At 67.4% G+C, this 25,603-nt stretch carries 24 protein-coding genes; 13 read left to right on the top strand and 11 right to left on the bottom strand.

The window, feature by feature from the left end; translation table 11 throughout:
- The first annotated feature begins 16 nt into the window (after positions 1–16).
- Together ACFQXB_RS12320 and ACFQXB_RS12315 are read left to right on the top strand one after the other, a co-directional pair.
- Positions 17–523 carry a peptidylprolyl isomerase gene (locus ACFQXB_RS12320; protein WP_377404049.1) on the top strand — a complete coding sequence of 169 codons (507 nt, stop codon included), beginning with the start codon at positions 17–19 and terminating at the stop codon, positions 521–523.
- Entirely contained in the window at positions 516–1,127 is a 612-nt protein-coding gene (locus tag ACFQXB_RS12315; protein ID WP_377404046.1) for a peptidylprolyl isomerase, read from the top strand. The genes ACFQXB_RS12320 and ACFQXB_RS12315 overlap by 8 nt, the downstream gene beginning before the upstream one ends.
- 67 nt (positions 1,128–1,194) lie before the next feature.
- Here ACFQXB_RS12315 and ACFQXB_RS12310 read toward each other — a convergent pair whose 3' ends face one another.
- Both ACFQXB_RS12310 and ACFQXB_RS12305 read right to left on the bottom strand, forming a co-directional pair.
- A complete protein-coding gene (locus ACFQXB_RS12310) occupies positions 1,195–1,383 on the bottom strand; it encodes a hypothetical protein (RefSeq protein WP_377404043.1) in 189 nt (62 codons plus the stop codon).
- A 309-nt stretch (positions 1,384–1,692) separates the two neighbouring features.
- Positions 1,693–2,643 carry a glucokinase gene (locus tag ACFQXB_RS12305; protein ID WP_377404040.1) on the bottom strand — a complete coding sequence of 317 codons (951 nt, stop codon included), beginning with the start codon at positions 2,641–2,643 and terminating at the stop codon, positions 1,693–1,695.
- A gap of 264 nt (positions 2,644–2,907) precedes the next feature.
- Between ACFQXB_RS12305 and ACFQXB_RS12300 the strand changes: the two genes are divergently transcribed.
- Entirely contained in the window at positions 2,908–4,020 is a 1,113-nt protein-coding gene (locus tag ACFQXB_RS12300; protein WP_377404037.1) for a Ppx/GppA phosphatase family protein, read from the top strand.
- Position 4,021: 1 nt separating this feature from the next.
- The gene (locus ACFQXB_RS12295) at positions 4,022–4,783 is read left to right on the top strand and encodes an RlmE family RNA methyltransferase (RefSeq protein WP_377404034.1); all 762 of its coding nucleotides are present in this window, start codon (positions 4,022–4,024) and stop codon (positions 4,781–4,783) included.
- Between the two features lie 894 nt (positions 4,784–5,677).
- On the opposite strand, the gene ACFQXB_RS12290 is transcribed toward ACFQXB_RS12295, so the two are convergent.
- The gene (locus ACFQXB_RS12290; RefSeq protein WP_377404031.1) at positions 5,678–6,247 is read right to left on the bottom strand and encodes a YcbK family protein; all 570 of its coding nucleotides are present in this window, start codon (positions 6,245–6,247) and stop codon (positions 5,678–5,680) included.
- A gap of 339 nt (positions 6,248–6,586) precedes the next feature.
- Between ACFQXB_RS12290 and ACFQXB_RS12285 the strand changes: the two genes are divergently transcribed.
- Genes ACFQXB_RS12285 through ACFQXB_RS12270 form a run of 4 tightly spaced genes read left to right on the top strand, consistent with a single transcriptional unit; the run spans position 6,587 to position 10,836 of the window.
- Positions 6,587–8,206 (top strand): L,D-transpeptidase family protein, encoded by a 1,620-nt coding sequence (locus ACFQXB_RS12285; protein ID WP_377404028.1) that lies wholly within the window; start codon positions 6,587–6,589, stop codon positions 8,204–8,206.
- 48 nt (positions 8,207–8,254) lie between these two features.
- Positions 8,255–9,343 (top strand): UDP-3-O-(3-hydroxymyristoyl)glucosamine N-acyltransferase, encoded by a 1,089-nt coding sequence (gene lpxD, locus ACFQXB_RS12280; RefSeq protein WP_377404025.1) that lies wholly within the window; start codon positions 8,255–8,257, stop codon positions 9,341–9,343.
- 24 nt (positions 9,344–9,367) lie between these two features.
- Positions 9,368–9,631 carry an acyl carrier protein gene (locus ACFQXB_RS12275; protein WP_377404022.1) on the top strand — a complete coding sequence of 88 codons (264 nt, stop codon included), beginning with the start codon at positions 9,368–9,370 and terminating at the stop codon, positions 9,629–9,631.
- Positions 9,628–10,836 (top strand): beta-ketoacyl-[acyl-carrier-protein] synthase family protein, encoded by a 1,209-nt coding sequence (locus ACFQXB_RS12270; protein WP_377404018.1) that lies wholly within the window; start codon positions 9,628–9,630, stop codon positions 10,834–10,836. Before ACFQXB_RS12275 ends, ACFQXB_RS12270 begins: the two co-directional genes overlap by 4 nt.
- A gap of 41 nt (positions 10,837–10,877) precedes the next feature.
- On the opposite strand, the gene ACFQXB_RS12265 is transcribed toward ACFQXB_RS12270, so the two are convergent.
- The 5 genes from ACFQXB_RS12265 to ACFQXB_RS12245 all read right to left on the bottom strand — a co-directional run bounded on the left by ACFQXB_RS12265 (position 10,878) and on the right by ACFQXB_RS12245 (position 16,414).
- Positions 10,878–11,525 (bottom strand): invasion associated locus B family protein, encoded by a 648-nt coding sequence (locus tag ACFQXB_RS12265; RefSeq protein ID WP_377404014.1) that lies wholly within the window; start codon positions 11,523–11,525, stop codon positions 10,878–10,880.
- Positions 11,526–12,396: 871 nt separating this feature from the next.
- Entirely contained in the window at positions 12,397–13,746 is a 1,350-nt protein-coding gene (locus ACFQXB_RS12260; RefSeq protein WP_377404011.1) for an HlyC/CorC family transporter, read from the bottom strand.
- Positions 13,747–13,802: 56 nt separating this feature from the next.
- Positions 13,803–14,735 carry a site-specific tyrosine recombinase XerD gene (locus tag ACFQXB_RS12255; RefSeq protein WP_377404008.1) on the bottom strand — a complete coding sequence of 311 codons (933 nt, stop codon included), beginning with the start codon at positions 14,733–14,735 and terminating at the stop codon, positions 13,803–13,805.
- A gap of 1 nt (position 14,736) precedes the next feature.
- A complete protein-coding gene (locus ACFQXB_RS12250) occupies positions 14,737–16,290 on the bottom strand; it encodes a hypothetical protein (protein ID WP_377404005.1) in 1,554 nt (517 codons plus the stop codon).
- Complete coding sequence (locus ACFQXB_RS12245; protein ID WP_377404002.1) at positions 16,280–16,414, bottom strand: hypothetical protein; 135 nt, start codon at positions 16,412–16,414, stop codon at positions 16,280–16,282. Before ACFQXB_RS12245 ends, ACFQXB_RS12250 begins: the two co-directional genes overlap by 11 nt.
- Positions 16,415–16,555: 141 nt before the next feature.
- On the opposite strand from ACFQXB_RS12245, the gene ACFQXB_RS12240 reads away from it, so the two are divergent.
- Together ACFQXB_RS12240 and aroB are read left to right on the top strand one after the other, a co-directional pair.
- Positions 16,556–17,101, top strand: a complete 546-nt coding sequence (locus ACFQXB_RS12240; RefSeq protein WP_377403999.1) for a shikimate kinase — start codon at positions 16,556–16,558, stop codon at positions 17,099–17,101.
- Positions 17,102–17,104: 3 nt separating this feature from the next.
- On the top strand, positions 17,105–18,214 hold the full coding sequence (aroB, locus tag ACFQXB_RS12235) for a 3-dehydroquinate synthase (RefSeq protein ID WP_377403996.1): 1,110 nt from the start codon (positions 17,105–17,107) through the stop codon (positions 18,212–18,214).
- A gap of 402 nt (positions 18,215–18,616) precedes the next feature.
- On the opposite strand, the gene ACFQXB_RS12230 is transcribed toward aroB, so the two are convergent.
- Entirely contained in the window at positions 18,617–19,690 is a 1,074-nt protein-coding gene (locus tag ACFQXB_RS12230) for a site-2 protease family protein (protein ID WP_377403993.1), read from the bottom strand.
- 42 nt (positions 19,691–19,732) lie between these two features.
- Positions 19,733–20,233 carry a single-stranded DNA-binding protein gene (gene ssb / locus ACFQXB_RS12225; protein ID WP_377403990.1) on the bottom strand — a complete coding sequence of 167 codons (501 nt, stop codon included), beginning with the start codon at positions 20,231–20,233 and terminating at the stop codon, positions 19,733–19,735.
- 173 nt (positions 20,234–20,406) lie between these two features.
- On the opposite strand from ssb, the gene ACFQXB_RS12220 reads away from it, so the two are divergent.
- Entirely contained in the window at positions 20,407–20,994 is a 588-nt protein-coding gene (locus ACFQXB_RS12220; protein ID WP_377403987.1) for a lytic transglycosylase domain-containing protein, read from the top strand.
- Positions 20,995–21,289: 295 nt separating this feature from the next.
- Here ACFQXB_RS12220 and ACFQXB_RS12215 read toward each other — a convergent pair whose 3' ends face one another.
- On the bottom strand, positions 21,290–22,675 hold the full coding sequence (locus tag ACFQXB_RS12215; RefSeq protein ID WP_377403984.1) for a M20/M25/M40 family metallo-hydrolase: 1,386 nt from the start codon (positions 22,673–22,675) through the stop codon (positions 21,290–21,292).
- A 422-nt stretch (positions 22,676–23,097) separates the two neighbouring features.
- On the opposite strand from ACFQXB_RS12215, the gene hemA reads away from it, so the two are divergent.
- Together hemA and ACFQXB_RS12205 are read left to right on the top strand one after the other, a co-directional pair.
- Entirely contained in the window at positions 23,098–24,321 is a 1,224-nt protein-coding gene (gene hemA / locus ACFQXB_RS12210) for a 5-aminolevulinate synthase (RefSeq protein WP_377403981.1), read from the top strand.
- A gap of 113 nt (positions 24,322–24,434) precedes the next feature.
- A complete protein-coding gene (locus tag ACFQXB_RS12205; RefSeq protein ID WP_377403978.1) occupies positions 24,435–25,592 on the top strand; it encodes a helix-turn-helix domain-containing protein in 1,158 nt (385 codons plus the stop codon).
- The last annotated feature ends 11 nt before the right edge of the window (positions 25,593–25,603 follow it).

Here is a 25,603-nt window from a genome sequence, read left to right as displayed (position 1 = left end):
CACGGAAGGACTGGCCATGGCCGAGATCAAGGATCCCGAAAACACCATCATCATCGAGCTGAAGGACGGCCCGGTGCTGATCGAACTTCTGGCAGACATTGCGCCGCAACACGCCGCGCGCATGAAGGAGCTTGCCCGCGCCGGCGCCTATGACAACGTGGTCTTTCACCGCGTGATCGAGGGCTTCATGGCCCAGACGGGCGATGTGGCGAACGGCAATGCCGAACGCGATTTCAACCTGCGCCGCGCCGGCACCGGCGGATCGGATCTGCCTGATCTTCCGGCTGAATTCTCGCGCATTCCGCATGACCGCGGCACGCTGGGCGCCGCCCGTTCCTCGAACCCGAATTCCGCCAACAGCCAGTTCTTCATCAACTTCAAGGACAACCATTTCCTCAACGGTCAGTATACCGTCTATGGCCGGGTGATCTCGGGGATGGAGCATGTGGACAAGATCGCGCGGGGCGAGCCGCCTGCCGAGCCCGACCGGATGATCAGCGTCAAGGTGGCTGCCGATGCATGATCGGGTAATCGCCGGCGGTCTGTTCGGCCTCGGGCTTGCCGTGCTGGGGGGTTTCGCGCTGATCCAGAGCGGCGGCGCGGCCGATGCGCAGGTACAGGACGGGCCTGGCCCCAATCTGGTGATCGAGCTGGGCGGAAGCGCCTCGGGCCGGATCGTGATCGACCTGCGCGAGGATCTGGCCCCCGCCCATGCCGAACGTCTGACCATGCTGGCCGAGCAGGGCGCCTATGATGGCGTCGTGTTCCACCGGGTGATCGACGGGTTCATGGCACAGACCGGCGATGTGCAATACGGCCGGCAGGGCAGCGACACGCGGCGGGCAGGCATGGGCGGGTCGGATCTGCCTGACCTTCCGGCCGAATTCTCGCGCCTGCCGTTTGAACGCGGCACCGTCGGCATGGCCCGGTCGCAGAACCCGAACTCGGCCAACAGCCAGTTCTTCATCATGTTCGCGCCGGCCTCGCATCTGAACGGCCAGTACACGGTGGTCGGGCAGGTGATCGAGGGGATGGATGCGGTCGATGCGATCAAGAAGGGCAACAGCCGTGCGAATGGCGCGGTGGATGATCCGGATTACATGGCCCGCGTGAGCGTGGAGCGCTGATCGCGTTCTCGGGGAATGCGAAACGGGGGCGGGCACCAATGCCGGCCCCCGTTTCCTTTTGGCGGCGTCAGGGGATAAGCGCGCCGCCCACACCTCCGATCGCGGCGCCGGCAAGCGGCTCGCCCGCGATGATCTGGCCGGCGGCTGCGCCGCCGAGGGCGCCGGTCGCGGCACGCTGGGTGCGGGTTTCGCCACAGGCGGCAACCAGCAGAAGGACGGCAAGACCGGGGGCGACGAGTTTCAGGCTGCGGGTCATCGGACTCTCCATTTCCGGGGTGCCGCGCGGCCCATCCGTGCGGCTTGTGGCGGAAGAACGCGCCAGTGCCGGAATTGTTCACGAATTTGTTTCCGCGGCGGCAATCCGCCGAAGGACAGGCCGCTGGTCCCTGTTTCCGGGGCCGGAGGGCGGGAACCGTCGCCTGAGGAACCCTTTCGCGCGCCGGGCCCGTGCGCAGCGCCCTGGGGGCATGACCCGTCCGCCCCTCGGCGCCAAGATGCTGCACCGACGAACCCGGCCCGGGCACCCGGGGTCTGCGGCGGAAGGGTCTGGCTCGGAAGCCTCCGGCTACCGGGCAGCCAGATGGCCGGCGCAACCTTGCAGGGCCGCATAGTCATCCGTGACCAGCGCCACCGGAAAATTCCCGAGGAAATCCGAAAAGCGGCCCTTGTCGTGGAACGCTTCGCCAAAGCCGAAAGGCTCCAGCCAGGGGCCGAAGGCCCGCGCCACCCCGCCGATCAGGAAGACACCTCCGAAGGGCAGGTGGATCAGCGCAAGATCGCCCATGACGCGGCCCAGCAGCCCGACGAACAGCCGCCCGGCCTCGGTGGCAAGGGGATCCTGCGCTGCGATCGCCTGCATCACCTCGGCGGGGCCGAGATCCGCGCCGTTGTGGCTGTGCCAGGCGTGCAGTCCGGCCAGGCCCCGTCCCGACAGCACATCCTCGACCGCAGCGAATCCGTGCTGGGCCTCGATATGGCGCGCCAGGCGCAGTTCGGCAGCCGAGCGGGTCGGAAGGGTCACATGACCACATTCGGATGGTGCGACGACCAGGCCGGAGGGCGTGCAATGCACCGGCGCGGCATTGAAGCCGGTGCCAAGCCCCACCACAAGCCGGGCCGCCCCGGCGGGCGCGGGCCGGCCGGGCAGGACGGGAAGCAGGCTTTCACGGCCAAGATGGTCCAGGGCGTGGCCCTGCGCCTGCAGGTCGTTGAGAATGGCCACCCGCGCGGCCCCCGTTGCCGCGGCGATGGAACGCTCGGTCATTTCCCAGTCAAGGTTCGTCATCCGCGCCACGCCGTCGCGCACGGGTCCGGCCACGGCAACGCAGGCGCCGGCACAGGCCTCGATCCCCATCGTGTCCAGATAGGCCCGCAGGATCGGCTCCAGCCCCGGATGATCGGCGTTGCGGAACCGGCGGATCGAGTCGGGCCGCAGCGCAGGGCCCTCGGCCAGGGCGACGCGGGTATTGGTGCCGCCGATATCGGCCACGACAGACAGGCTGGGGGGCTGGCGCATATGGATCTCCTCGGGCGCGGGTTCACTGGTGATAGGCCGCGAGGCAGCGCGCTGCAAGCCGAACCCGGGCATTGCATCTTCGGGCCGGTCAAGCCCCGGGCTCGCCCGCGCGGGGGCTCTGCATCGCGCGGGGCCGATGATGGCATCGGGTGCCTTCGGGTGCAGCTGGCCAAGACAGCGCGAGGGCGGCCCGGCCCCGTCTTTGCTTGCGTCGGCCGGGGGCTGGCGATAGGCTTGATCCAACAGCGAATGGAGGGCGACGAGATGACGCCCAGGCGTCCCCGGGGTGCGGGCGCGTTTCCCAAACCGGTCGAGCCGCCCGGCGCCCCAAAACCCGATCCGGCCGAGCTTTACGCCGCGCTGGATCTGGGCACGAACAGTTGCCGCATGCTGATTGCCCAGCCCAAGGGCAACCAGTTTCATGTGGTCGACAGTTTTTCCAAGACGGTGCAGCTTGGCGCCGGGCTCGAGGCAACCGGCAGGTTGTCGCGGGCCTCGATGTCGCGCACGATCCAGGCCTTGCGGATCTGCCAGCGCAAGATCGAACAGCACAATGTCAAGCGCATGCGGCTGGTCGCGACCGAGGCCTGCCGCCGTGCGCGCAACGCCCGCGACTTCCTGCGCCAGGTGCGGCGCGAAACCGGCCTTGCGCTGGATGTGATCCAGCCCGAGGAAGAGGCGCGGCTGGCGGTTGTTTCCTGCGCGCCGCTGGTGTCGGTGCGCACCGAACAGCTTCTGGTGGTGGATATCGGCGGCGGCTCGACCGAGCTGGTCTGGATCGATCTCTCCTCGGTGCCGCGCCATGAACGGCCGCGCGCGATCATGCGGTTGCACGCCGGGTTCCATCCGCCCGAAAGCCCCTTTCCCGCCGCCAAGGTCGTGGACTGGATCAGCGTGCCGCTGGGGGTGGCGACGCTGAAGGACCAGTTTCAGGATGTCGAGGATGACGCGGCACGCTTCGCGCTGATGAGCTGGTTCTTCGAGGAGAACCTCGCCGATTTCTCGCCCTACAGCCATCAGCAGGCGCGCGAGGGCTTTCAGATCATCGGCACCTCGGGCACGGTGACCACGGTTGCGGCCTCGTATCTGAACCTGCGGCGCTATGATCGCAACAAGGTTGACGGGCTGCGGATGACCAGCGACCAGATCGACCGGGTGATCCGCGAATATCTGGTGCTGGGGCCGGAAGGGCGGCGCAGCGATCCCCGGATCGGGCGCGACCGGCACACGCTGATCATGTCGGGGGCGGCGATTCTGCAGGCGCTGATGCGAATCTGGCCGACCGACCGGCTTTCGGTGGCGGACCGGGGGTTGCGCGAGGGCTTGCTTTACGCGCAGATGTGCGCCGATGGAGTTCTCGAGGACGGGCCGTTCTGAAATGACGAAAAGTGGCGGAAAATCGGGCGGCACGGGCAATACCTCGGGTCGCGGGCAACGCGATCTGCGGGTGCGGGTCAAGACGGCGCGGGGGCGCAAGCTCAGCTCGACCCTCTGGCTCGAACGGCAGCTGAACGACCCCTATGTGCAGCGCGCGAAACGCGAGGGCTATCGCGGCCGCGCGGCGTTCAAGATCCTGGAGCTGGATGACCGCTTCGGCTTCCTCGTGCCTGGCGCGCGGGTGGTCGATCTGGGCTGCGCCCCCGGGGGCTGGTGCCAGGTGGCGGTGGCGCGGGTGAATGCGTTGGGAGAGCGGCCGGGCAAGAAGATCGGCCGCGTGCTGGGCGTCGATCTTCAGCCCGTCGAACCGCTTGCCGGAGCCGAGATCCACCAGTTGGACTTCCTCGCGGAGGGCGCCGATCAGCAGGTGAAGGACTGGCTGGGCGGGCGCGCCGATGTGGTGATGTCGGACATGGCCGCTGCCTCCAGCGGACACAAGCAGACCGACCACCTGCGGATCGTCGCCCTGTGCGAAGCGGCGGCCGAGTTTGCCTTTGACGTGCTCGAGGACGGCGGAACCTTCGTGGCCAAGGTGCTGGCGGGCGGCGCGGAGAACAGCCTGCAAACCATCCTCAAGCAGAATTTCGAGAAGGTGGCCAATGTGAAGCCGCCGGCAAGCCGCTCGGACAGTTCCGAGAAATTCGTGGTCGCAACCGGCTTTCGCGGTCGGCGGCAGCAGCCGGCGGATGAGGATCATCCGTAAGCGCCGGATCAGGTTCCGGGCACTCGCCGGGTTTGCGGGGGAACTCCGGCGCCCCCGCAGGCCCAGCCTCGACCCCGATCAGCAGCCGGTCTCGTGCCTCGGCATCTGTTGATGGAAACGCGGCAGCTTGATCGGCTTTCGCTCCGAACCTTGCCAATGCACGCGCAGCGCCAGAGCCCGCCGAGGGATCAGCCGGTGGGCGAAATCCTGAAGCTTCGCGTGAGGCCTGCCCTGCCTTCCGGGGCGTTGGTGTCTGTGCACCGGCCCGGCGCCCGCAGGGGTGCAAGGATATCTTGATCTCACACCCCGCGCTGGCCCGATGGGGAACGGAACGGGTGACCGGCCGCTTTCGAAGCCATCCCATCTTCGGTTGGGGCAGGGCCGCCGATCCGCGAGTGGCGTTGGCTGGACCCGCGCAACAGGACCGGAACGCCCGAGCACTCCCGCCGGCCGTGTGACGCCAGAGCGGCGGGCAGGCTTGATCCGGGTGCAGCGAGAGCTGCCCGCCGGGAGGTGGCGCAAGACCCGGCGGACCGTTCTTGTGACGCCCGGCTTCACCGCCCCTATGGCCGGATCGCAACGCGCGCCGGAAGGAAGGCAAACTGCTGGTGCGACCGGCAGACGACGGACCCAAGGCTTTCCGGCCGGGCCCCCGGCCCGGCCGAAGCCACAGCGGAGCAAGACGGGGCCAGCGCCGGGCGCCGCGACCGGGAAGTCACGGGCGCCTCATGCCAAGCGATCGGCCCGTTCTGCCTTCCTGCTGCGGGTCAGGGCGCAGGTCCGCGTGGGCCATGTCATGCCCGTCGTCCGGGGCCTTGCGCGCTCACGCTCTTCACATACGAAAAACCCCACCGCAGGCGGTGGGGCTTTTCGCGCATTCTGTTCGACGGGACTTCAGGCGCCCCAGTGGCGCACCGGACCGCAATCCATATGCACGAAGTTCGAGCGCGAATACCGCCCGACGCCACCGGCGTTGCAGGCCTGGGCCGCGCGATACATCTGGGCCACGCTGCGGGATTTCAGCCGCAGGTCTGCCGCCTGGGCCGACATGTGCAGCGAGTTCTGCGCCACACCGCGCGACTGCGAGCGCAGCATCGCGTTGGTCTGGGGCGAGCGGTAACCCGACAGCATCGTGTAGGGCTCGTTCACCTCCATCATGCGATGCGCTGCAGCCATGATATCGACCGCGCGCGGGTCGAAGTTGCGCGTGGCATTCGACCGCCAGTCGCGCATGAAATGCGTGATTTCGCCAAGCGCCTCGGGGATATAGTTGCCATCGATCCAGTAGATCGTATCGATGCTTTCCCCGGTGCGTCCGGAATACATGCGGATGCGGCGAAAATCGCCCGCACTGCGCAGAATTCCGAACGCATTTGCATAGGTAGGGGCCGCAGCCACTGTCGTTGCCGCAAAGATGCCAAGAAGGGCACGCCTTGAAAGCCCCTTTTCCGAAGTCACTGTCATGCCTGAACGCCTGTCCCGCTATTTTGCACATCACCGCCGTTGTCGCGGTTTGTTTATATGGTCGTTACCTTGTTCGAGGAACTTATGCCACAGGCCGCCCGTTTTCCCAACAGCCGAGTCCGGGCTGCACGGGGCGTTAACCTTTGTCGGCAAAAATCTGCCGAAATGGCCCGAATATGAACGTGCCTTCCTGCCGAGAGCGGGTGGGGCAGGAACTGTTGCGGAAAGGACACGAAAATTGCAGGTCTCTGGAGTCTCTTGCAAAGTTGTGAATGGACGCAAAACAGCAGATCCCGCACAAGCGCAGCTGACACAGTTGTGAAAGGCTTCGGCATCCGGATGGCATTCCGCTCCGCCCCCACCCGCGCAGTTGCATTGATCGTCCTTGGGGCGAGTCTTGGGCTTGGCATTCCCGCTGCGGTCGCCGCGCCGCCGGTGCCAAGCGGCGCTTTCCGCGGGGCGTTGATGGAATCGCTGAACGATTCTGCCGTCGAGTCCGAAGCTCTGGCCCGGTTCTATGCCGCGCGCGATCAGGCGCCGCTGTGGATGGCCCCGGACGCCGCCGAACTGCGGCGCGCCTTCTTCGCGGCGCTGGAACAGGTTCAGGCCCATGGATTGCCCGCCGTCCGGTATGATGCCGAAGGGCTTTCGGCGGCTTTCCGTGATCTGCGCAGCGATCGTGATCTGGGCGTGCTCGAGGTGCGGATGAGCCGCGCCTTTCTTGCCTGGGCGCGCGACGTGTCCTCGGGGGTGCTGGAGCCCGGGCGGCTCGATGCGGGCATCGTGCGCGAGGTCACGCGCCCCGATCCGCTGGCACTTCTGCACGGACTGGAGCGCGAGGGCCCGCGGTTCCTGCGGGAACTGCCGCCGCAGACGCCGGAATATGCGGCGCTGATGCGCGAAAAGCTGCGGTTGGAGCAGCGGGTGATCGGCACCGGATGGGGGCCGGCAGTGCCCGCCGGCGCGACGCTGCGTCCCGGCGACGACGGCCCCGCGGTTCTGGCCCTGCGCGACCGGCTTGCCGCGATGGGAGTCCTTGCCGAAGCGACGGGGTCGGGGTTCGACGCCGTGCTGACCGAGGCCGTCCGCAGCTTTCAGGCCGCCCACGGTCTTGTTGCCGACGGGGTGGTGGGCGAGGCCACGCTGGACGCGATCAACACCAGCCCCGAGGCGCGGCTGCAATCGGTCATCGCGGCGATGGAGCGGGAGCGTTGGCTTGGCCCGCGCGAAGCGCGCCACGTCTGGGTCAATCTGGCCGACTTCACCACGCAGATCGTCGAGGACGGGCAGATCACCTTCGAGACGCGCTCGGTCATCGGGAGCGATACCCGCGAACGGCGCACGCCCGAATTCTCGGACCAGATGACCTATATGGTCATCAACCCGAGCTGGTCCATCCCGCGCTCGATCATCGGACGCGACTATCTTCCGGCCCTGCAGCGTGATCCCTATGCGGTGGGGCATCTGCAGGTGGTGGATGCCAGCGGGCGCGAGATCCCGCGCGGGGCGATCGACTTCACCCAGTTCAGCGCGCGCAACTTCCCCTTTCACATGCGCCAGGCACCGGGGCCACAGAATGCGCTGGGAACGGTGAAGTTCATGTTCCCCAACAAGTATGCGATCTATCTGCATGATACCCCTCAGAAAAACCTGTTCGGGCGGGATATGCGCGCCTTCTCGAACGGCTGCATCCGCCTGAATGATCCCCATGCCTTCGCCTATGCGCTTCTGGCCGGGCAGGTGGCGGATCCCGAGGCCTATTTCGCGCGGATCCTCGCGACGGGGCGGGAAACCACGGTGCCGCTGGAACGCCCGGTGCCGATCCATCTCGATTATCGCACCGCCTTCGTCGGTCCCGACGGGGCCATCACCTTTCGTCGGGACATCTATGGCCGCGACGCGCGAATTTTCGAGGCACTCACGCAGGCTGGGGTAGTCTTGGGCGGCGTTCAGGGATAAACCGGGCGCGGGGACGGCCGCTTGTCCCTGCAACCGGAGAGGGCGCGCATGAAGTTCACGGTTCAGGACATCGCCACGGCGCTTGGCGCCCGGGTCGAGGGCAATGGCGCCCTGCGGATCGACCGGGCTGCCGAGCCGGATGACGCGGATGCCGGCGCGCTCGCGCTCGCGATGGATCCGAAATATGGCGAGGGCCTGACCCGCGGTGCAGCAAGGGCGGCGATCCTGTGGGAAGGGGCCGACTGGCAGGCGATGGGGCTTGAGGCTGCGATTTTCGTGCCGCGCCCGCGCTATGCCATGTCCGGCCTCACGCGGCTGATGGATCCCGGCCCCGATATCGCGCCGGGCATCCATCCCATGACGGTGATCGATCCCAGCGCCCGTATCGGGGAAGGTGCGGCCATCGGCCCCTTCGTCGCGATCGGCGCCGGCGCGGTGATCGGGCCGCGCGCCCGGATCGCCAGCCATGTGAGCATCGCGGAAGGCGCGCAGATCGGCGCGGATGCGCTGCTGATGCAGGGCGCCCGCATCGGCGCCCGGGTGCGGATCGGCGACCGCTTCATCGCCCAGCCCGGTGCCGCGATCGGGGGCGACGGCTTTTCCTTCGTGACACCCGAAAAATCCGGGGTGGAGCAGATCCGCGAGACCCTTGGCGCCCGCGCGGCGCAGGAGGCGCAAAGCTGGACGCGGATTCACAGCCTTGGCGCCGTCCGCATCGGCGATGATGTCGAAATCGGCGCGAATTCCACCATTGATCGCGGCACGATCCGCGACACGACGGTCGGAAACGGCACCAAGATCGACAACCTCGTGCAGATCGGCCACAATTCCCAGGTGGGCGATCATTGCCTCATGTGCGGGCTGGTCGGCGTGGCCGGCTCGGTCCGCATCGGCAACCGTGTCGTGCTGGGCGGGCAGGTGGGCGTCAGCGACAACATCTTCATCGGCGATGACGTGATCGCGGGCGGGGCGACCAAGATCTTCACCAATGCGCCGGCGGGGCGGGTTCTTCTGGGCTCGCCGGCGGTGAAGATGGAAACGCAGATGGAAATCAACAAGGCCGTCCGCCGCCTGCCGCGGCTGTTCGCCCAGGTGGCCGAGTTGCAGAAAGCGGTGTTCAAGCGTGCCGGCGACTGACCGGACCCAAGCAGGAGTTGCGTCATGGAAAGCGTTCAGGACCGAGTGATCGCCATCATCGCCGAACAGGCCGTGCTGGACGTGGCGGATGTGAAGATGGACTCGACGCTCGAGGATCTGGGCATCGACAGCCTCGGGCTTGTGGAAAGCATCTTCGCGATCGAGGAAGCCTTCGACATTTCGGTGCCCTTCAACGCGAATGAGCCGTCGCAAAGCGATTTCGACATCTCCTCGGTCGCGGCCATCGTCCGTGCGGTAGAGGGTCTGGTGGCCGGGAAGGCGCAATGAAGCGCGTCGTCATCACGGGCGCGGGCACGATCAACGCGCTGGCGCATGACGTTCCCGGCACGCTTCGGGCCTTCCGCGAGGGGCGCTGCGGAATTTCCGAGCTGGTGTTCCGCGATGTGGAACGTCTGTCGGTGCGGATCGGCGGCCAAGTGCACGGCTGGGACCCCGAGGTCCATTTCAACCGCCAGCAGATCGCGCTGTTCGACAAGTTCACCCAGTTCACCGTGTTGGCCGCCCAGCAGGCGGTGGCGCAATCGGGGCTGAGCTTTGATGATCCGCTGTCCTATGACACCGGGGTGGTGCTGGGCACGGCCGGCGGCGGTGTGAACACCTGGGACGAGAATTACCGCACCGTCTATGAAGAGGGCAAGAACCGCGTCCATCCCTTCGTGGTGCCCAAGCTGATGAACAATGCGGCCGCGAGCCACCTGAGCATGGAGTTCAATCTCAAGGGCCCCAGCTTCACCGTGGCAACGGCCTGCGCATCTTCCAATCACGCCATGGGCCAGGCCTTTCACATGATCCGGGGCGGCATGTGCAAGGTGATGCTGACCGGCGGGTCCGAGGCGATGCTGTGCTTTGGCGGCGTCAAGGCCTGGGAGGGGCTGCGCGTCATGTCGCGCGACGCCTGCCGGCCCTTCAGCGCCAATCGCAACGGCATGGTGCAGGGCGAGGGTGCGGCGATCTTCGTCTTCGAGGACTATGATCATGCCCGCGCCCGCGGCGCCGAGATTCTGGCCGAAGTTGTGGGCTTTGCCATGACCTCGGATGCCGGCGACATCGTGATGCCCTCGGCGCAGGGGGCCGAACGGGCCATCACCGGCGCGCTGCGCGATGCGCGGCTCAACCCCGAGGATGTGGGCTATATCAACGCCCATGGCACGGGGACAGCGGCGAATGACAAGACGGAATGCGCGGCCGTCGCCCATGCCTTCGGTCATCATGCCGATGCGCTGATGATCTCCTCGACCAAATCCATGCACGGGCATCTGATCGGGGGCACCGGCGCGGTCGAGCTTCTGGCCTGCATCATGGCACTGCGCGAGGGCATCATTGCGCCCACGATCGGCTATGAAGAGCCCGATCCCGAATGCGCGCTGGATGTGGTGCCGAACACGGCGCGCGAGGCGAAGGTGACGGCGGTCCTGTCCAACGCTTTCGCCTTTGGCGGGCTGAACGCGGTTCTGGCCCTGCGCGCGGTCTGAGCGCGCCGCCCCGACGGGACGGCGCGCGGGCCGGGGGCCGGTTATTCCGGCAGGGCGGCGTTGCTTGCGGCCACCGCGTCATAGCCTGCGGTGAAGCCTGCCAGCGACACGTCAAGCGCCACCTGCTGATCGGGGGCGGCCACCGGCACGATCGTCATCGTTGCGCGGTTGCCGCGCTTGAAGGCATCGATCTCGGCCTGGGTAAAGCCCACCCGGGCCACGCAGCCGATCGGGCTGCACCAGGTGAAGGGGTAACGTTTGGCCTGCGCGCCATCCACCTGAATGGTGATCTGCTGCGTGAGCAGCGTTTCCAGCGGCGTGACGATGGTGGCACCCGCCGCGGCCTGCTGTCCTGCGGGCAGGGCGAACAGGCTGATCTCGGCCACGGAATTGCCCTCGGCATCATCCAGAAGCTGGTAAAGCTGGCAGGGATCCTGATCGTCGGGGGTGCGGATGCAGCGCATTTCCCAGTCGCCGAAGGTTTCGGCGGTATAGGCCTCGCCCAACCCGTCTTCGCCCACGACCTCGCCCAGCGACAGATCCGTCGCCGAACCGGTGGCGCCATCGCCGACGACCGGTGCCTGGGTTTCTTCTGCCGGTGCCTCGTTCGTCTCTTGCGCGCTCAGCGGCATCGCAACGGCGCAGAGCATGGCCGTGGCCAGAGCAAGGGATTTCCTCATGTCGGACATTCCAGTTTCCATCGGGTTAAAGACTCTGGCCCCGCTCTATCACGCGGGGACGCGCCTGTCAGGGGCAAAACGCGGGGCTGGGGCAACGGGCAGGGCATCGGGCGGGCCTCGCGCGCGGCCGACCGGGCAGGACACGCGGCTGCCGAATGAAAAAGGGCCCGCAAAGGCCCTTTTTGCTGTGCGCTCCCTGTCGGACGGGCCGACTTACATCATTGAAGAAAACGCTACGAAGTTATGACAAACGCGTCAACGGATTTTTCGGCACGATCCCGCGCAAGCCGGTGCGGGCCCGGCCGCAGGCGGGCGCGCAGATGCGCCGCGCGAGGCGCGATCACGTGCTGCGCCGGACGGCAAGACCCGCGCAGCGGGACGGCCGCACCGGATGCGGCCAAGGGGGACGACGGGATCCCGGATCCGCGCTGCAAGACAGGCTGGGCACTCTCTGCATCCTCAGCGGCGTGACGGCTCGTCAACAGGTCTGGCTGCCTCGGACGCAGGGGAAGGGGGTGCAGCCGTCAGGCCCGCGAAAAGGGCCGCGCCCTGGGGCGCGGCCAGTCCAACAGGGAGGAAGTAAGTCGAAGCGGGATCTATCGCTTCGACGGATCGATCCTGCCGGCAACAGGTTAACATATCGCTAGCGACTGCGGCCGATCACGCCGCCCCCGCCACTGCGCCGAGGGTCGGGGCCGCCGGCGGGACCAGGCTCGGGCGGCGGGCAGTGGCCGTGGTGGAACCCGAAGCCGCCCGTGCCGATCCCGGACTGTATCGGGACCGGATCGCCCGGAGCGGCGCAAGCCCGGGTGCACAGGCGGGTGACGGAAGACATTCCCGGCCGGGCTGTTGCCGGTGTTGCTGTGCCTTGCCGGCCGCCTCAGCCCTTCGGGGGGATGGCTGCTGCGGCGCCGCCAACGGCCCCTGCCGGGCGGACCTTGAGCATGGTGACCCGGTTCTCCTGCCGCGCCGCGATTTCGAAGCGGAAGCCGTGGAATGAAAACACCTGCCCCTCGTTCGGGATCATCTGCGCCTCGTGGATCACGAGGCCCGCGACGGTATTGGCCTCTTCATCCGGCAGGTTCCAGTCCATTGCACGGTTCAGGTCACGGATCGTCATGGCGCCATCGACCAGGTAATCCCCGGCCTCGGTCCGCTTGAGCGGCGCGCCTTCGTCCTGATCGAATTCGTCGGTAATCTCGCCCACGATCTCCTCGAGGATATCTTCAAGCGTGATGAGCCCGCGCAGCGCGCCGTATTCATCGACCACCAGCGCGAAATGCGCCCGGCGCCGCAGAAACTGGCGCATCTGTTCGTCAAGCGGCGTGGTTTCCGGCACGAAATAGGGCTTGCGGGCGATGTTCATCACCTTGAGGTCGCCGATCGCCCGCAGCCGCCCGTTCGCGCCGCGCAGCAGGCGGTCCACTTCACGCAGCAGGTCCTTGGCATGGATCACGCCGACGATATTCTCGCGCTCGCCCTTGTAGGCGGGCAGGCGGGTGTGGGGCGAGGCAAGCGACTGGGTGATGATCGCCTCGGGCGAGCTGTCGATGTCGATCATCTCGATCTGGCTGCGGTGGCGCATGATTTCCTCGACCGTGCGGTCCGACAGGTCAAGCGCGCCCAGCAGGCGGTCGCGATCCTCCTTGTGCACCGAGCCTTCGGAATGCCCCAGCGCAATTGCCCCCGCGATTTCATCGCGCAGCGACAGGATCTGGCTGTTCGGATCGGTCTTGACGCCGAACAGCCACAGAAGCCCCCGCACCAGCAGCCGCACCGCCGAGACCACCGGCGCAAAGACCAGGATCGTCACGCGGATCAGGGGCGCCACGCGCGCCGAGGCGGTTTCGGGATTGGTGATCGCATAGGTCTTGGGCAGCACTTCGGCGAAGATCAGGACCAGCAGCGTCATCACCAGCGTCGCCAGCGCCACGCCGCCTTCGCCCAGCATCCGCGTGAACAGCGCCGTGGTCAGCGAGGTGGCAAGGATGTTGACGAGGTTGTTGCCCAGCAGCACCGAACCGATCAGGCGTTCGTTGTCCTCGGTGATCCGAAGCGCGATCTGCGCCCCGGTCGATCCCTTGTCGGCCTGGGCGCGCAGCTTGCCGCGCGAGGATGCGGTCAGCGCCGTTTCCGAGCCCGAGAAGAAGGCCGAGAACAGGAGCAGAAGAAAGATTGCCGCGGCCGTAATCCAGAAGGCGGCGTCGAACAGACTGGAACCATCGTCCATGAGGGCGTTCATCCTTGGTTGCGCCCTCATGCTTATGGGGCGCCTGCGGCCTGCGATCAAGGCCGCTCGGGGCTGCGGGCAAGCGGGTGGTGCTGCAGGACCAGATCGCGCAGCCGGTCCTCGACGACGTGAGTGTAGATCTCGGTCGTGGCAAGATCGGCATGGCCCAGCAGCATCTGGATCACGCGCAGGTCGGCGCCATTGGCCAGAAGATGCGTCGCAAAGGCGTGGCGCAGCGTATGCGGCGTGACGCTCGCGGGCGAAATCCCGGCCTGCACGCACAGCTCCTTGATGAGGGTGTAGAAGCGGTGCCGGGTCAGATGACCCTCGGCCCCGCGCGACGGGAACAGGTAACGCGAGGCCGTATGCCCCTTGGCGCGGGCGCGGTCCTCATCGGCATCGCGTTGCGCAAGCCAGTCGATCAGTGCCCTGCGCGCGGGCGGCGACAGGGGCACCATCCGTTCCTTGCCGCCCTTGCCCCGCACCAGCAGCATGCGCGGATCGCCACGGGCGGCGGCAACCGGCAGGCTGACCAGTTCGCTCACCCGCATCCCGGTAGCATAGAGAAGCTCCATCAGGCAGGTGTTGCGCAGCCGGTCCGACGGGCTGCGTCCGGTTTCGCGCGCCGCCTGCAACAGCCGTTCCACATCTTCCACGCTCAGGGTCTTCGGCAGGCTGCGCGCCTTGCCCGGCCCCTTGATCTGCAACGCCGGGTTGTCGCTGCGCCAGCCTTCCTCATAGGCAAAGCGGAACAGTTGCCGGATGGCCGACAGCCGCCGCGCCCGCGTGGCGCGCGACAGGCCCTGTGCGTCGCAATGGATCAGATAGGCCTCGACATCGCTGCGCTGCACGGTCTCGAAGTCAAGCCCGCGCCCTGCGGCCCAGGTGGCGAAATCGCGCAGATCGCGGCCATAGGCCAGGCGGGTGTTGCGCGCGGCATCAAGTTCCGCCGCCTGTGCTTCCAGAAAGGCCGAGATCCAGCGGTCCACCTCAGCCCCGCCGTTCAAGGATCATGAGCTGCAGCGCCGCGCGCCGCGCCACGTCCTCGAGCCCCAGATGCCTCAGCGCCGCAAGTCCGTCGGCCGCGCTGCGCGGATCGCCCGAAGCGGCTTCGTTGAGCCCGCGCGCGGCGCGCAGCAGCGCCTCGCCGATACGGTTGCCCTCGATCAGCGCCGCAACATCGGCGGGCGGCGCCTCGGCCCCCAACCCGGTGCGGATCGCCGCCGCCATCGATCCGGGCATGCTGGCGCCATCCAGCGCGCCGCGCGCGATGCCCGCCAGAAAACGCTCTTCGCCCTGGGTCGGATCGCGGCGGGTCGCGGCCTCTTCATAGGCCGGCGACAGAAGCGCCAGCCGGTAGGCGGTGGCCCCCGCCGGGCCGGGCAGATCGCGCGTCATCAGCGCCTCGCCATAAAGCTGGCCCAGAATGACCTCAAGCTCGGCATCGCCCATCACCTCCCAGGCGGTCTGAACCGCCTGGGCCAGCACGTCGGGCGCATCCTCGCGGTTCAGGGCCTGATCCAGCCGCTGCACCGCGCGCACCCGGTCCCAGACCCCGCCCGAGGCCGCCGGAACCCGTTCGGTATAAAGCCCCAGAAGCCGGTTCGGGGAAATCGCCCCCAGCCGCGCCAGACGCTCGGCGGCCTCGATCTGCGATTTCCAGCCGGTGTTGGCCCGCAGATCGGCCTGGGCAAAGGCCACCGGCAACGTCTGCGTCGGGATGGGTTCGCCCAAAGCCTCGAACATGCGCCAGACAAGCGGCGTCGGGCGCGAGGGCGGGACCAGATCAGGTTCCCCCTCGAACAGCTCGGGGTCAAGAAAGCGGGCCAGAAGCGCCTCGTCCTCGGCACTGATCTGGCCAAGGGCATGGCCGGTGCGCAGGCTCAGCGCGGCGGCGTTCCAGTCTCCGCCCCGGGCAAGGCAGAAGATCCGGGCCTGAAAGGTGGGGGCGATTTCCGGTGTGGCGCGCATGGTGTCGCAGGCGCGGTCTTCATCCCCCATCAGAAGCGCCACGTCGAAGAAGCGGCGGAAGGTTTCGGGTTCGTCCTGCCCGGCCAGTTCCAGCAGCGACATGGCCGGATCCAGCGCGCCGAATTCCAGCAGCTTGTCGACGCGGGCAAGGAACAACCGCCCGCTGTGATCGCTGTCGGCCGGCGGATCAACTTCCGCCATCAGAAGGGTATACAGAAGGTCCTGCACCGCAGGCAGCCCGCCCGGACGCTGGGCGCGGATCAGCGCGATCAGCTCATCGGTCGAGGTTTCCCCCCAGAGCTTGCGCGGCAGGCCGGTGACCGACGGCGCCAGAAGCCCCGTCGCATCCCGGCTGGGCCCGTCGATGGGGCGGGTGCTGATTTCTTCGGGCAGGGCGCTGTCGGTGATGGCGGGTTCTTCGGCGCGGGGCGTGACGGGTTGCGGCGGCGGAGACGCGACCGATTCGGACAGCCAGTCGATTGCCGACAGCGGCGCCTCCTGCGCAAGGGCCGGCAGAGGCGCCAGCAAGGCCCCCAACGCCACGAAGGGCAGAACCCCGCGCCTAATCGACATTCAGGCTCACCGGCCGTGTCACTTCGGACTGCGTCGGGCGCATGTCGCCCAGATAGGCATAGGCCACAAGGCCAAGAAAGCCCACCACAGCCAGAAACAGCACCAGTTTCAGAAGTCGCCCCATGCCCTCGGCCCCATTTGTCGGTTTCTTGTTCGTTACCACAGCCGCCCGGGCGGTGCCGGTCGGATCGTGCGGATTATATATGGCATTTGTCTACAGATCACGCCATTCAGGGGCCAGACAAAATGACGGGAACTGACCGGCGTGGCATGGCGGTTGAAAAAGACGGTTGTGCTGGTGGGCATGATGGGGGCGGGCAAGACTGCGGTCGGAACGCAGCTTGCGCGGCTTCTGTCGGTGCCTTTCCTCGATTCGGACGAAGAGATCGAGAAAGCCGCCAACATGACCATCGCCGAGATATTTGCCCGCGATGGCGAGGCCTTCTTTCGTGCCAAGGAAAGCCAGGTGCTTGACCGGCTGTTGCGCGGGCGGCCCTGCGTGCTGTCCACCGGCGGCGGCGCCTTTCTGGCGGAAGCCAATCGCGCGGCGATCGCCGAACGGGGCGTTGCGGTCTGGCTGCGCGCCGATCTTGACCTTCTTTGGCAGCGCGTGCGGCACAAGGCGACGCGCCCCCTGCTGCGCACGCCCAATCCGCGCGAAACGCTGGCCGGGATCTACGAGGCCCGCGCGCCGATCTACGCGCTGGCGGAACTCAGCGTGGAATCGCGCGGAGATTATTCGGTCGAGCGGATGGCCGGCGAGGTGATCGAGGCGCTGCGGGCCCGGCCCGATGTTCTGGAAAAGAGGTAAGCGATGGATGTGGTCCATGTTCCGCTGGGCGAAAGATCCTACGAGGTGCGGATCGGGCAGGGGCTTCTGGCCGATGCCGGGGCGCAGGTCGCGCCCCTGCTGCGGCGCCCGCGGGCGGCGATTGTCACCGATGTGCATGTCGGTGCCCTGCATCTGGACGTGTTGCGCGCCGCGCTCGAGGCGCGGGGCATCGCCAGCGCCGCGCTGACCCTTCCGGCGGGCGAGGCGACCAAATGCTGGGCCGAGTTCGCCCGCACCTCGGAATGGCTGCTGGCACAACAGGTCGAGCGGCGCGATATCGTGATCGCGCTGGGGGGCGGGGTGATCGGCGATCTCGTGGGCTTTGCCGCGGCGGTCCTGCGGCGCGGCGTGCGCTTCGTGCAGATCCCGACCAGCCTTCTTGCGCAGGTGGACAGTTCCGTCGGCGGCAAGACCGGGATCAACACCGCCCAGGGCAAGAACCTGATCGGCGCTTTCCATCAGCCGGCGCTTGTTCTGGCCGATATCGGGGTTCTGGCAACCCTGCCACCGCGCGATTTCCTTGCCGGCTATGGCGAGGTGGTGAAATACGGCCTTCTGGGCGATGCCGATTTCTTCGACTGGCTCGAGGCGAACGGCCCGGCGATGGCGCGGGGCGACATGGGCCTGCGCCAGCATGCGGTGCGCCGCTCGGTCGAGATGAAGGCCGGCATCGTGTCGCGCGATGAAACCGAGGAGGGCGAGCGCGCGCTTCTCAACCTGGGGCACACCTTCTGCCACGCGCTCGAGGCCGCGACGGGCTATTCCGACCGGCTTCTGCATGGCGAGGGCGTCGCGATCGGTTGCGCGCTGGCCTTTGATCTGAGCCAGAAGCTGGGCCTGTGCCCGCAGGAGGAACCGGGGCGGCTGCGCGCGCATCTTGCCGCCATGGGCATGAAGGCCACGCTGGCCGATATCCCCGGCGATCTGCCGGACGCAGAGGGGCTTCTGCAGCTCATGGCACAGGACAAGAAGGTGCAGGACGGCAGGCTGCGCTTCATCCTGGCGCGCGGCATCGGCAAGGCCTTCGTCGCGGATGGCGTCGATACGGCCATCGTGCGCAACGTTCTGTCCGAGGCGCTGGAAGCCCGCTGACCGGGTGGACCGCGGCTGTTGCAGGGGGTTGCGCAGGGCGCAGGACGTGCAACGCCCGGCCTGGGGCGGTGGCCATTCCCGCCCGGTCCGGCCGCTCGTCCGGACCGGACGGGCCTGCGGCGTGTTTTCGAGAGCCGCGGCGCGCCGCGCCCGCGCCCGACGGGCCGGGATGGGCGAACGGACCGCGCAGCGACTGCCGCCGGTCCTGCCTCTGGGCAAGGAACAGGACCGCAGCCGCTCTCTGTGCCGGGGAGGGTGCCCGGGTCCCGGTCGGCCGGTCCGACGGCCCAGCCGCGGCCGTGGACCGAAGCTGTGCGGTGGTGGCTGCTCTGTCTTGGCCGGGTCAAGCCATCCGAACCGCGCGCCACGGCTGCTGCCGGATCAGGCCCGGACCGGCCCGCCTCAGCCCCTGTTGCGGACCACCATCAGCTCGCCGATGTTCTCGGTGGTCACATAGCCCACCAGGGTGCCATCGCGGCTGGTCACGGCAACGGCGGGAGCGCCGGCCTGCAACGCCTGGATTGCCTCTTCCAGCGGGGCGGTCAGGGCGATGCGGGGAATGTCGCGCTGCAGGATCGGCGCGATCGGCGCCATGCGCTGATCCTCGGCCAGGGCGCGGAACAGCGCCTGGCGGGTGAGGAACCCGGCAAGGCTCCCGTTCGCAGCCAGCACCGGAAATTCGTGCTGGGTGGTGCGGATCAGCGCCTGCGCCGCGGCCTGCATCGTGTCGCCTTCGTCCAGATGTTCATAGGTGGTGATCATCGCATCGCGGGCCATGAATTGCCGTGCCGCAGCCCGCATCGCCACATCCGCGCTTTCGGCCGAGGCGGCGATGAAGACGAAGACCCCGATCAGCACCAGCAGCGGATTGCCGGAGGTCAGGCCCAGAAAGCCGAAGACAAACGCCAGAACCTGCCCGCCGGCGGCCGCGATCCGCGTTGCCCGCACCCGGTCCAGCCGATAGGACAGAAGCGCCCGGAACACCCGCCCGCCATCCATCGGGAAGGCCGGAAGCAGGTTGAACAGCACCAGGAACAGGTTGACCGCCGCAAGCCGCGCCAGAAAGCCGCGCGCCGGGTTCTCGATCTCCTCGAAGGTCTGCATCCGCGTCTCGGCCCCCAGAACCAGAACCAGCACCGCCCAGATCACGACGTTCACCGCCGGGCCGGCAAGCGCCACGGCGATTTCCTGCCCGGGCCGTTCGGGCATCCGTTCCAGCCGGGCCATGCCGCCGATCGGCAGCAGCGTGATGTCGGGTGTGGCAATCCCGAAACGCCGCGCCATCAGCGCATGGCCATATTCATGTGCAACGACACAGGCGAACAGCGCCGCGATGAAGGCGATGTTGGTGACCGCCGCCGCCGCGCCGCCATCCAGCCAGGCCACGGCCCCGATCCAGACCAGCAACAGGAAGAAGGTGGCATGGACCCGCAGTTCCGAGCCAAGGAACCGCCCGATGGGGAACGACCAGGACATCGCTTATCCTTTCAATGCAGACGCCCCCGGAGGGGCGTCGAATCAGAACGGGATCTCGTCGTCGAGGTTCGGGCGGCCGCCGCCCTGACCGCCGCCATAGCCGCCCTGGCCACCGCCGTAACCGCCCCCCGACGGACCGCTGTCATAGCCGGGGCCGCTGTCATAGCCACCGCCCGCACCGCCGCCTTCGCCGCGCCCGTCAAGCAGGGTCAGCTCGCCGCGATAGGGGCGCAGCACCACTTCGGTGGTGTAGCGGTCGGCGCCGCTCTGGTCCTGCCATTTGCGGGTTTCCAGCTGGCCCTCGATATAGACCTTGGAGCCCTTGCGCAGGTATTGTTCTGCGATCTTCGCCAGCGGCTCGGAAAAGATCGCGACCGAATGCCATTCCGTGCGCTCGCGCCGTTCGCCCGTGGCCTTGTCGCGCCAGGTTTCCGAGGTGGCGATGCGCAGGTTGCAGACCTTGCCGCCGTTGGGGAAGCTCCGCACCTCGGGGTCGCGCCCCAGGTTGCCCACGATGATCACCTTGTTGACCGAGCCCGCCATCCGCCGCTCCCTTCGAATCTGATGTGTCCTGCCCTCCGTTACAGCATCCGCGCCCGCCGGTGAAAAGCATAAAACCGCCGCCGGGCCCGTGGCCGGCGGCTGCGCCGCGCGCGAGATGCTGGAATCAGCCGGCGGAATGGCTATAGTGCCGCCGGAACAAGGGGGACAGGAACATGCGGAACTGGCTTTGGTCCGCCGGGATCATGGCGCTTTGCGCAAGCCCGGCAACCTCGGAAACGCTGCTTTTTTCGGCCTCGTCCAAGGCACAGTCGGGCTCGTTTTCGGCGGCGACGCGGCTTCTCGATACGCGGGGCGCCCAGCAATACAACAATTCGGTGCGCCTGCAGCCGCCATCGCAGCGGCAGGAGAGCGGCATCCCCGCCTATGCCGGCAGCTATCGCGGCGAATATCTTGTCGTGGCGCGCGACGCGGCGCGCCGGCATGGCGTGCCCGAGGATCTGTTCCTGCGGCTTGTGCAGCAGGAAAGCGGCTGGAACCCGCAGGCGGTCTCTCACAAGGGCGCGGTGGGGCTGGCGCAGCTGATGCCGGATACCGCGCGGCTCTTGCGGGTCAGCATCGAGGATCCGCATCAGAACCTTGACGGCGGGGCGCGCTATCTGCGGATGATGTATGACCGCTATGGCACATGGCGGCTGGCACTGGCCGCCTATAACGCCGGCCCCGGCGCGGTGGACCGCCACGGCGATGTGCCCCCCTACCGCGAGACGACGAATTACGTTCAGGTGATTCTGGGCAGCTGAGCGACAGGTCCGGGATTTGCCCTGCCTGACGGCGCCGCTGGCATGTGCGGGTCGCGGCGGCGCCGCGACTTCCGGCGGAGTGACGCGGATGGCCGCGCAGCGTCGCACGACGCATCAGGTTGAATCCCGAATGGCATTGGTGGGCGCGCGTGCTGCGCAGGCCGGGCCCGGGCAGACCCGTCACCGCAGGAGGGTGGCGCCGAGCGGCCACCGTTCACCGGTTGCGGCCGCGCCGGCGCTGCCGGTAAGGCTGTGGTGATCTGACCCGCCGGACCCGGGGCCAGATCACGCCGGATCAGCGCGACAGCGCATCCAGCACGCGCGCCCAGCTGCGGATGCCCTTGTGGAAGCTCTCCAGATCATATTTCTCGTTGGGGGAATGGATCTGGTCGTCGTCCTTGCCAAAGCCGATCAGCATCGCGTCCATGCCCAGCAACGTCTTGAAGTGGCCCGCAATCGGGATCGAGCCGCCGCATCCGACATAGGCTGCGGGGTTCGGCCATTCGTCGGACAGCGCGATGCGGGCCGCCTCGAAGGCCGGGTGGCTGGTTTCCATCTGGCTTGCCGCCGAGGCCGAATGGTCGGCGAAGCTGACCTCGCAATCGGGGGGCAGCATGTCGCGCACCATCTTGCGGAAGCTCTCGCGGATCTTCAGCGGATCCTGCTGGCCGACCAGGCGGAAGCTGATCTTGGCGCTGGCCTTCGCGGGAAGCACCGTCTTGAACCCTGCGCCGGTATAGCCGCCGGTGATCCCGTTGACCTCGCAGGTCGGGCGCGACCAGATCATCTCGAGCGGGCTGCGGTCGGTCTCGCCGGCCGGCTGGCCCAGGCCCACTTCGCCCAGAAAACCCTGCGCATCGAAGTTCAGCCCCTGCCATTGCGCCGCCACATCCGCCGGCAGTTCGGGCACGCCGTCATAGAACCCCGGGATGGTGACACGGCCCTGATCGTCATGCAGCGCGGCGATGATGCGCGCCAGCACCCGGATCGGGTTCATCGCGATGCCGCCATACATGCCGGAATGCAGATCCTTCGACGGGCCGGTGATGGTGATCTCTTCGCCCAGAAGCCCGCGCAGCATGGTGACGATCGCCGGGGTGCTGTCCCCGAACAGGCCCGTGTCGCAGATCAGCGCCACATCGGCCCGCAGTTCCTCGGCATTCTCGCGCATGAAGGGCACAAGGCTGGGGGACCCGGATTCCTCCTCTCCCTCGAAGAACAGGCTGATGCGGGCGGGCAGGGTGCCATGCACGGCCTTCCAGGCGCGGCAGGCCTCGACAAAGGTCATGAGCTGCCCCTTGTCGTCCGAGGCGCCGCGGCCACGGATCACCCGGCCCTTCGGCGTATCCTCGACCTGCGGATCGAACGGGTCACGCTCCCAGAGGTCAAGCGGATCAACCGGTTGCACGTCGTAATGGCCATAGAACAGGATGTGCGGCCCTGCGCCCCCGGCGTGGCCGGTCACCATCGGATGGCCCGGGGTCGGGCGTTTTGCGGCTTCGAAGCCGATGCCGCGCAGATCCTCGACCAACCAGTCCGCCGCGCGGTCGCATTCGGCGCGATAGGCCGGGTCGGTCGAGATCGAGGGGATGCGCAGCAGCGCCAGAAGACGCTCGGTCGCCTGGGGCAGGGTATCGTCGATGCGGGCAAGCACCGGATCGAGCCGGGAAGAAGTGGTCATGGTCGGGTCCTTCGATCGTTCCGGGGCAGCCTACCAGCCTTGCCCCTGCTGTCCAGAGGGCGGGGCCGCGGGTGGAGCGCTGCGCCGGACTCCCCGCCCGGACCGCGCCGAAGTGCCAGGAGACGAGGCGGCCGAGCGGTGCGGCCACGGCCGCCGAAGCCGCCCGATCGGATCCCGGGGAGGATGGCGGGCCAGGACGCGCCGGCCCGCAGGCCGGGCCTTTCGTGCGCGGCCGGGACGACATGCCGCAGTGGAAAACCGGGGGTTTTGCGGCATGGCGGCAGACAAAGGTCATTTTCCGGCTTTGCTTCGTCGTATTTGACCCATATCAAGGCAGGAATGCAACAGAACGGCTCATCTGCCCCAGCACCCTCTGAGCGCAGGCTACGTCTGCACCCAGCAATCGGCCAGGGAGACTTCACTTGGACTACGCCCACGCACTCGACACCGCGCTGAACCGGCTTCACGAGGAGGGCCGTTACCGGACCTTCATCGACATCGAACGGCGCAATGGCGCCTTTCCCCATGCCATCTGGCGTCGGCCCGACGGGACGGAGAAAGAGATCACCGTGTGGTGCGGCAACGATTATCTGGGCATGGGCCAGCATCCGGTGGTGCTTGAGGCCATGCATCGCGCCGTGGATGCGACGGGCGCCGGTTCGGGCGGGACGCGCAACATCTCGGGGACGACGCTCTATCACAAGGAGCTGGAGGCCGAGCTGGCCGATCTGCACGGCAAGGAGGCGGCGCTGGTCTTTACCTCGGCCTATATCGCCAATGACGCAACGCTCTCGACGCTGCCACTGCTGTTTCCCGACCTCGTGATCATCTCGGACGAGCTGAACCACGCCTCGATGATCCAGGGCATCCGCCGCGGCCGCTGCGAAAAGCACATCTTCCGCCACAATGACGTGGCGCATCTGCGCGAGATCCTGTCCTCGATAACGCCCGGACGCCCGATCGTCATCGCCTTTGAATCGATCTATTCGATGGACGGCGATTTCGGCCCGATCCGCGAGATCTGCGATCTGGCCGATGAATTCGGCGCGCTCACCTATATCGACGAGGTGCACGCCGTCGGCATGTATGGCCCCCGCGGTGCGGGCGTGGCCGAACGCGACGGTCTGATGCACCGGATCGACATCATCAACGGGACGCTTGCAAAGGCCTATGGCGTGTTCGGCGGCTACATCGCTGCCAGCGCGAAGATGGTGGACGCGATCCGCTCCTACGCGCCGGGCTTCATCTTCACCACCTCGCTGCCACCGGCGGTTGCAGCCGGGGCGGCGGCCTCGGTCCGGCATCTCAAGACCGATCAGGGCCTGCGCGATCTGCATCAGCAACGGGCACGTGTGCTCAAGATGCGCCTGCGCGGGCTGGGCCTGCCGATCATCGACCACGGGTCGCATATCGTTCCGGTCCATGTCGGCAATCCGGTCAAGTGCAAGATGCTTTCGGACCGGCTGCTGGAGGATTACGGCATCTATGTGCAGCCGATCAACTTCCCCACCGTGCCTCGCGGCACCGAGCGGCTGCGCTTCACGCCCTCGCCGGTGCACGACGGGCCGATGATGGACAGGCTGGTGCGCGCGATGGACGGTCTTTGGTCGCATTGTGCGCTAAATCGCGCCGAATTGTCTGCATGATTCATCTCACAGGTGCAAAGCACCTTGGGCTATGCTAACCATGTCGCAAGATGCGGGGAGCCGTCCGATTCTGGGCGCACTCGCGGATAACGTGCAAGGAATGGGGCAGGCGCATGATCCGGTGGAAGGTGGAACCTCCCGCAGCGGAAGAGGAGAAGCCGAAGGGCTTTGACGACTTCGATCTGCGGCTTGGCGACCTCATGCGGGGCGAGCGTGCGACCCTTGGCAAATCGCTTCTGGATGTGCAGCGCGACCTCAAGATCAAGGCCACCCATATCGCGGCGATCGAGAATTGCGATATCGGCGCCTTTGCAACCCCGGGTTTCGTGGCCGGCTATGTGCGCTCCTATGCCCGTTACCTGGGCATGGATCCGGAATGGGCCTATCAGAAATTCTGCGCCGAGGCGAATTTCACCGTGGCGCATGGCATGTCGCCCAAGGCCGCCAGCCCGCGGCCACCCCTGGCGCGCAAGGCGGCGACGCGCGACGCCGATCCGCTGATGAACCCGCGCGCGCCCTTCGTGCCCAGTGGCGAACGGTTGCTGAGTGGCGTGCAGCCCGGGGCTGTCGGTTCGGTTCTGGTGCTGCTGGGCCTGATCGGCGTGATCGGCTATGGCGGCTGGTCCGTCCTGCAAGAGGTGCAGCGCGTCCGGCTGACTCCGGTTGAACAGACGCCGGGTGTGGTGGCCGAACTCGACCCGCTGGATGCACTCACCCGCCCGTCCGAGGGGCTCGAGCAGCAGGCCGATCTGGTTCTGCCCAATCCGGATGCGCTGGACCGGCTCTATCGCCCGCAGGCGCTGGATGTTCCGGTGCTGGTGGCGCGCGACGGGCCGATCGCGGCCATCGATCCGCGGCGCACGACCGAGCCGGAACAGCTTGCCGCGGTTCTGGACGAACCCGAACCCGAACTGGTGCGCGTGGTCGAAGAGGCCCCGCCGGAACTGGCCATTCTGGCCATCCGTCCGGCCTGGGTGCGGGTTCAGGCGGCCGATGGCACGATCCTGCTGGAGCGTATCCTTGACGCCGGCGAACGCTATGTCGTCCCGGCGATGGAAGAGCCGCCGGTGCTGCGGGCCGGGAACTCGGGCTCGGTCTTCTTTGCGGTCAATGGCGAAACCTATGGCCCGGCCGCCCCCGGGGCGAATGTGGCGCGCAATGTCGTGCTGTCGCCCGAGGCGCTGACCGAACGCTTCGCCCTGGCCGATGTCGAGGCCGACCCGGAGCTTGCCCGGTTCATCGCCGTGGCCGAGGCCGTTTCCGCGAACTGAGCGAAGCCACA

This window comes from Halodurantibacterium daqingense, assembly GCF_042666235.1.
Taxonomy (GTDB): domain Bacteria; phylum Pseudomonadota; class Alphaproteobacteria; order Rhodobacterales; family Rhodobacteraceae; genus Halodurantibacterium; species Halodurantibacterium daqingensis.
This window is presented reverse-complemented; position numbering and strand designations above follow the sequence as displayed.

Coding starts and splice junctions, on each gene's coding strand:
- ACFQXB_RS12310 (WP_377404043.1), bottom strand. CDS start 1,383: ATGACCCGCAGCCTGAAACTCGTCGCCCCCGGTCTTGCCGTCCTTCTG.
- lpxD (WP_377404025.1), top strand. CDS start 8,255: ATGAAGTTCACGGTTCAGGACATCGCCACGGCGCTTGGCGCCCGGGTC.
- ACFQXB_RS12250 (WP_377404005.1), bottom strand. CDS start 16,290: ATGTCGATTAGGCGCGGGGTTCTGCCCTTCGTGGCGTTGGGGGCCTTG.
- ACFQXB_RS12305 (WP_377404040.1), bottom strand. CDS start 2,643: ATGCGCCAGCCCCCCAGCCTGTCTGTCGTGGCCGATATCGGCGGCACC.
- ACFQXB_RS12215 (WP_377403984.1), bottom strand. CDS start 22,675: ATGACCACTTCTTCCCGGCTCGATCCGGTGCTTGCCCGCATCGACGAT.
- ACFQXB_RS12270 (WP_377404018.1), top strand. CDS start 9,628: ATGAAGCGCGTCGTCATCACGGGCGCGGGCACGATCAACGCGCTGGCG.
- ACFQXB_RS12220 (WP_377403987.1), top strand. CDS start 20,407: ATGCGGAACTGGCTTTGGTCCGCCGGGATCATGGCGCTTTGCGCAAGC.
- aroB (WP_377403996.1), top strand. CDS start 17,105: ATGGATGTGGTCCATGTTCCGCTGGGCGAAAGATCCTACGAGGTGCGG.
- ACFQXB_RS12245 (WP_377404002.1), bottom strand. CDS start 16,414: ATGGGGCGACTTCTGAAACTGGTGCTGTTTCTGGCTGTGGTGGGCTTT.
- ACFQXB_RS12205 (WP_377403978.1), top strand. CDS start 24,435: ATGATCCGGTGGAAGGTGGAACCTCCCGCAGCGGAAGAGGAGAAGCCG.
- ACFQXB_RS12230 (WP_377403993.1), bottom strand. CDS start 19,690: ATGTCCTGGTCGTTCCCCATCGGGCGGTTCCTTGGCTCGGAACTGCGG.
- ACFQXB_RS12260 (WP_377404011.1), bottom strand. CDS start 13,746: ATGGACGATGGTTCCAGTCTGTTCGACGCCGCCTTCTGGATTACGGCC.
- ACFQXB_RS12300 (WP_377404037.1), top strand. CDS start 2,908: ATGACGCCCAGGCGTCCCCGGGGTGCGGGCGCGTTTCCCAAACCGGTC.
- ACFQXB_RS12290 (WP_377404031.1), bottom strand. CDS start 6,247: ATGACAGTGACTTCGGAAAAGGGGCTTTCAAGGCGTGCCCTTCTTGGC.
- ACFQXB_RS12275 (WP_377404022.1), top strand. CDS start 9,368: ATGGAAAGCGTTCAGGACCGAGTGATCGCCATCATCGCCGAACAGGCC.
- ACFQXB_RS12320 (WP_377404049.1), top strand. CDS start 17: ATGGCCGAGATCAAGGATCCCGAAAACACCATCATCATCGAGCTGAAG.
- ssb (WP_377403990.1), bottom strand. CDS start 20,233: ATGGCGGGCTCGGTCAACAAGGTGATCATCGTGGGCAACCTGGGGCGC.
- ACFQXB_RS12265 (WP_377404014.1), bottom strand. CDS start 11,525: ATGTCCGACATGAGGAAATCCCTTGCTCTGGCCACGGCCATGCTCTGC.
- ACFQXB_RS12285 (WP_377404028.1), top strand. CDS start 6,587: ATGGCATTCCGCTCCGCCCCCACCCGCGCAGTTGCATTGATCGTCCTT.
- ACFQXB_RS12315 (WP_377404046.1), top strand. CDS start 516: ATGCATGATCGGGTAATCGCCGGCGGTCTGTTCGGCCTCGGGCTTGCC.
- ACFQXB_RS12295 (WP_377404034.1), top strand. CDS start 4,022: ATGACGAAAAGTGGCGGAAAATCGGGCGGCACGGGCAATACCTCGGGT.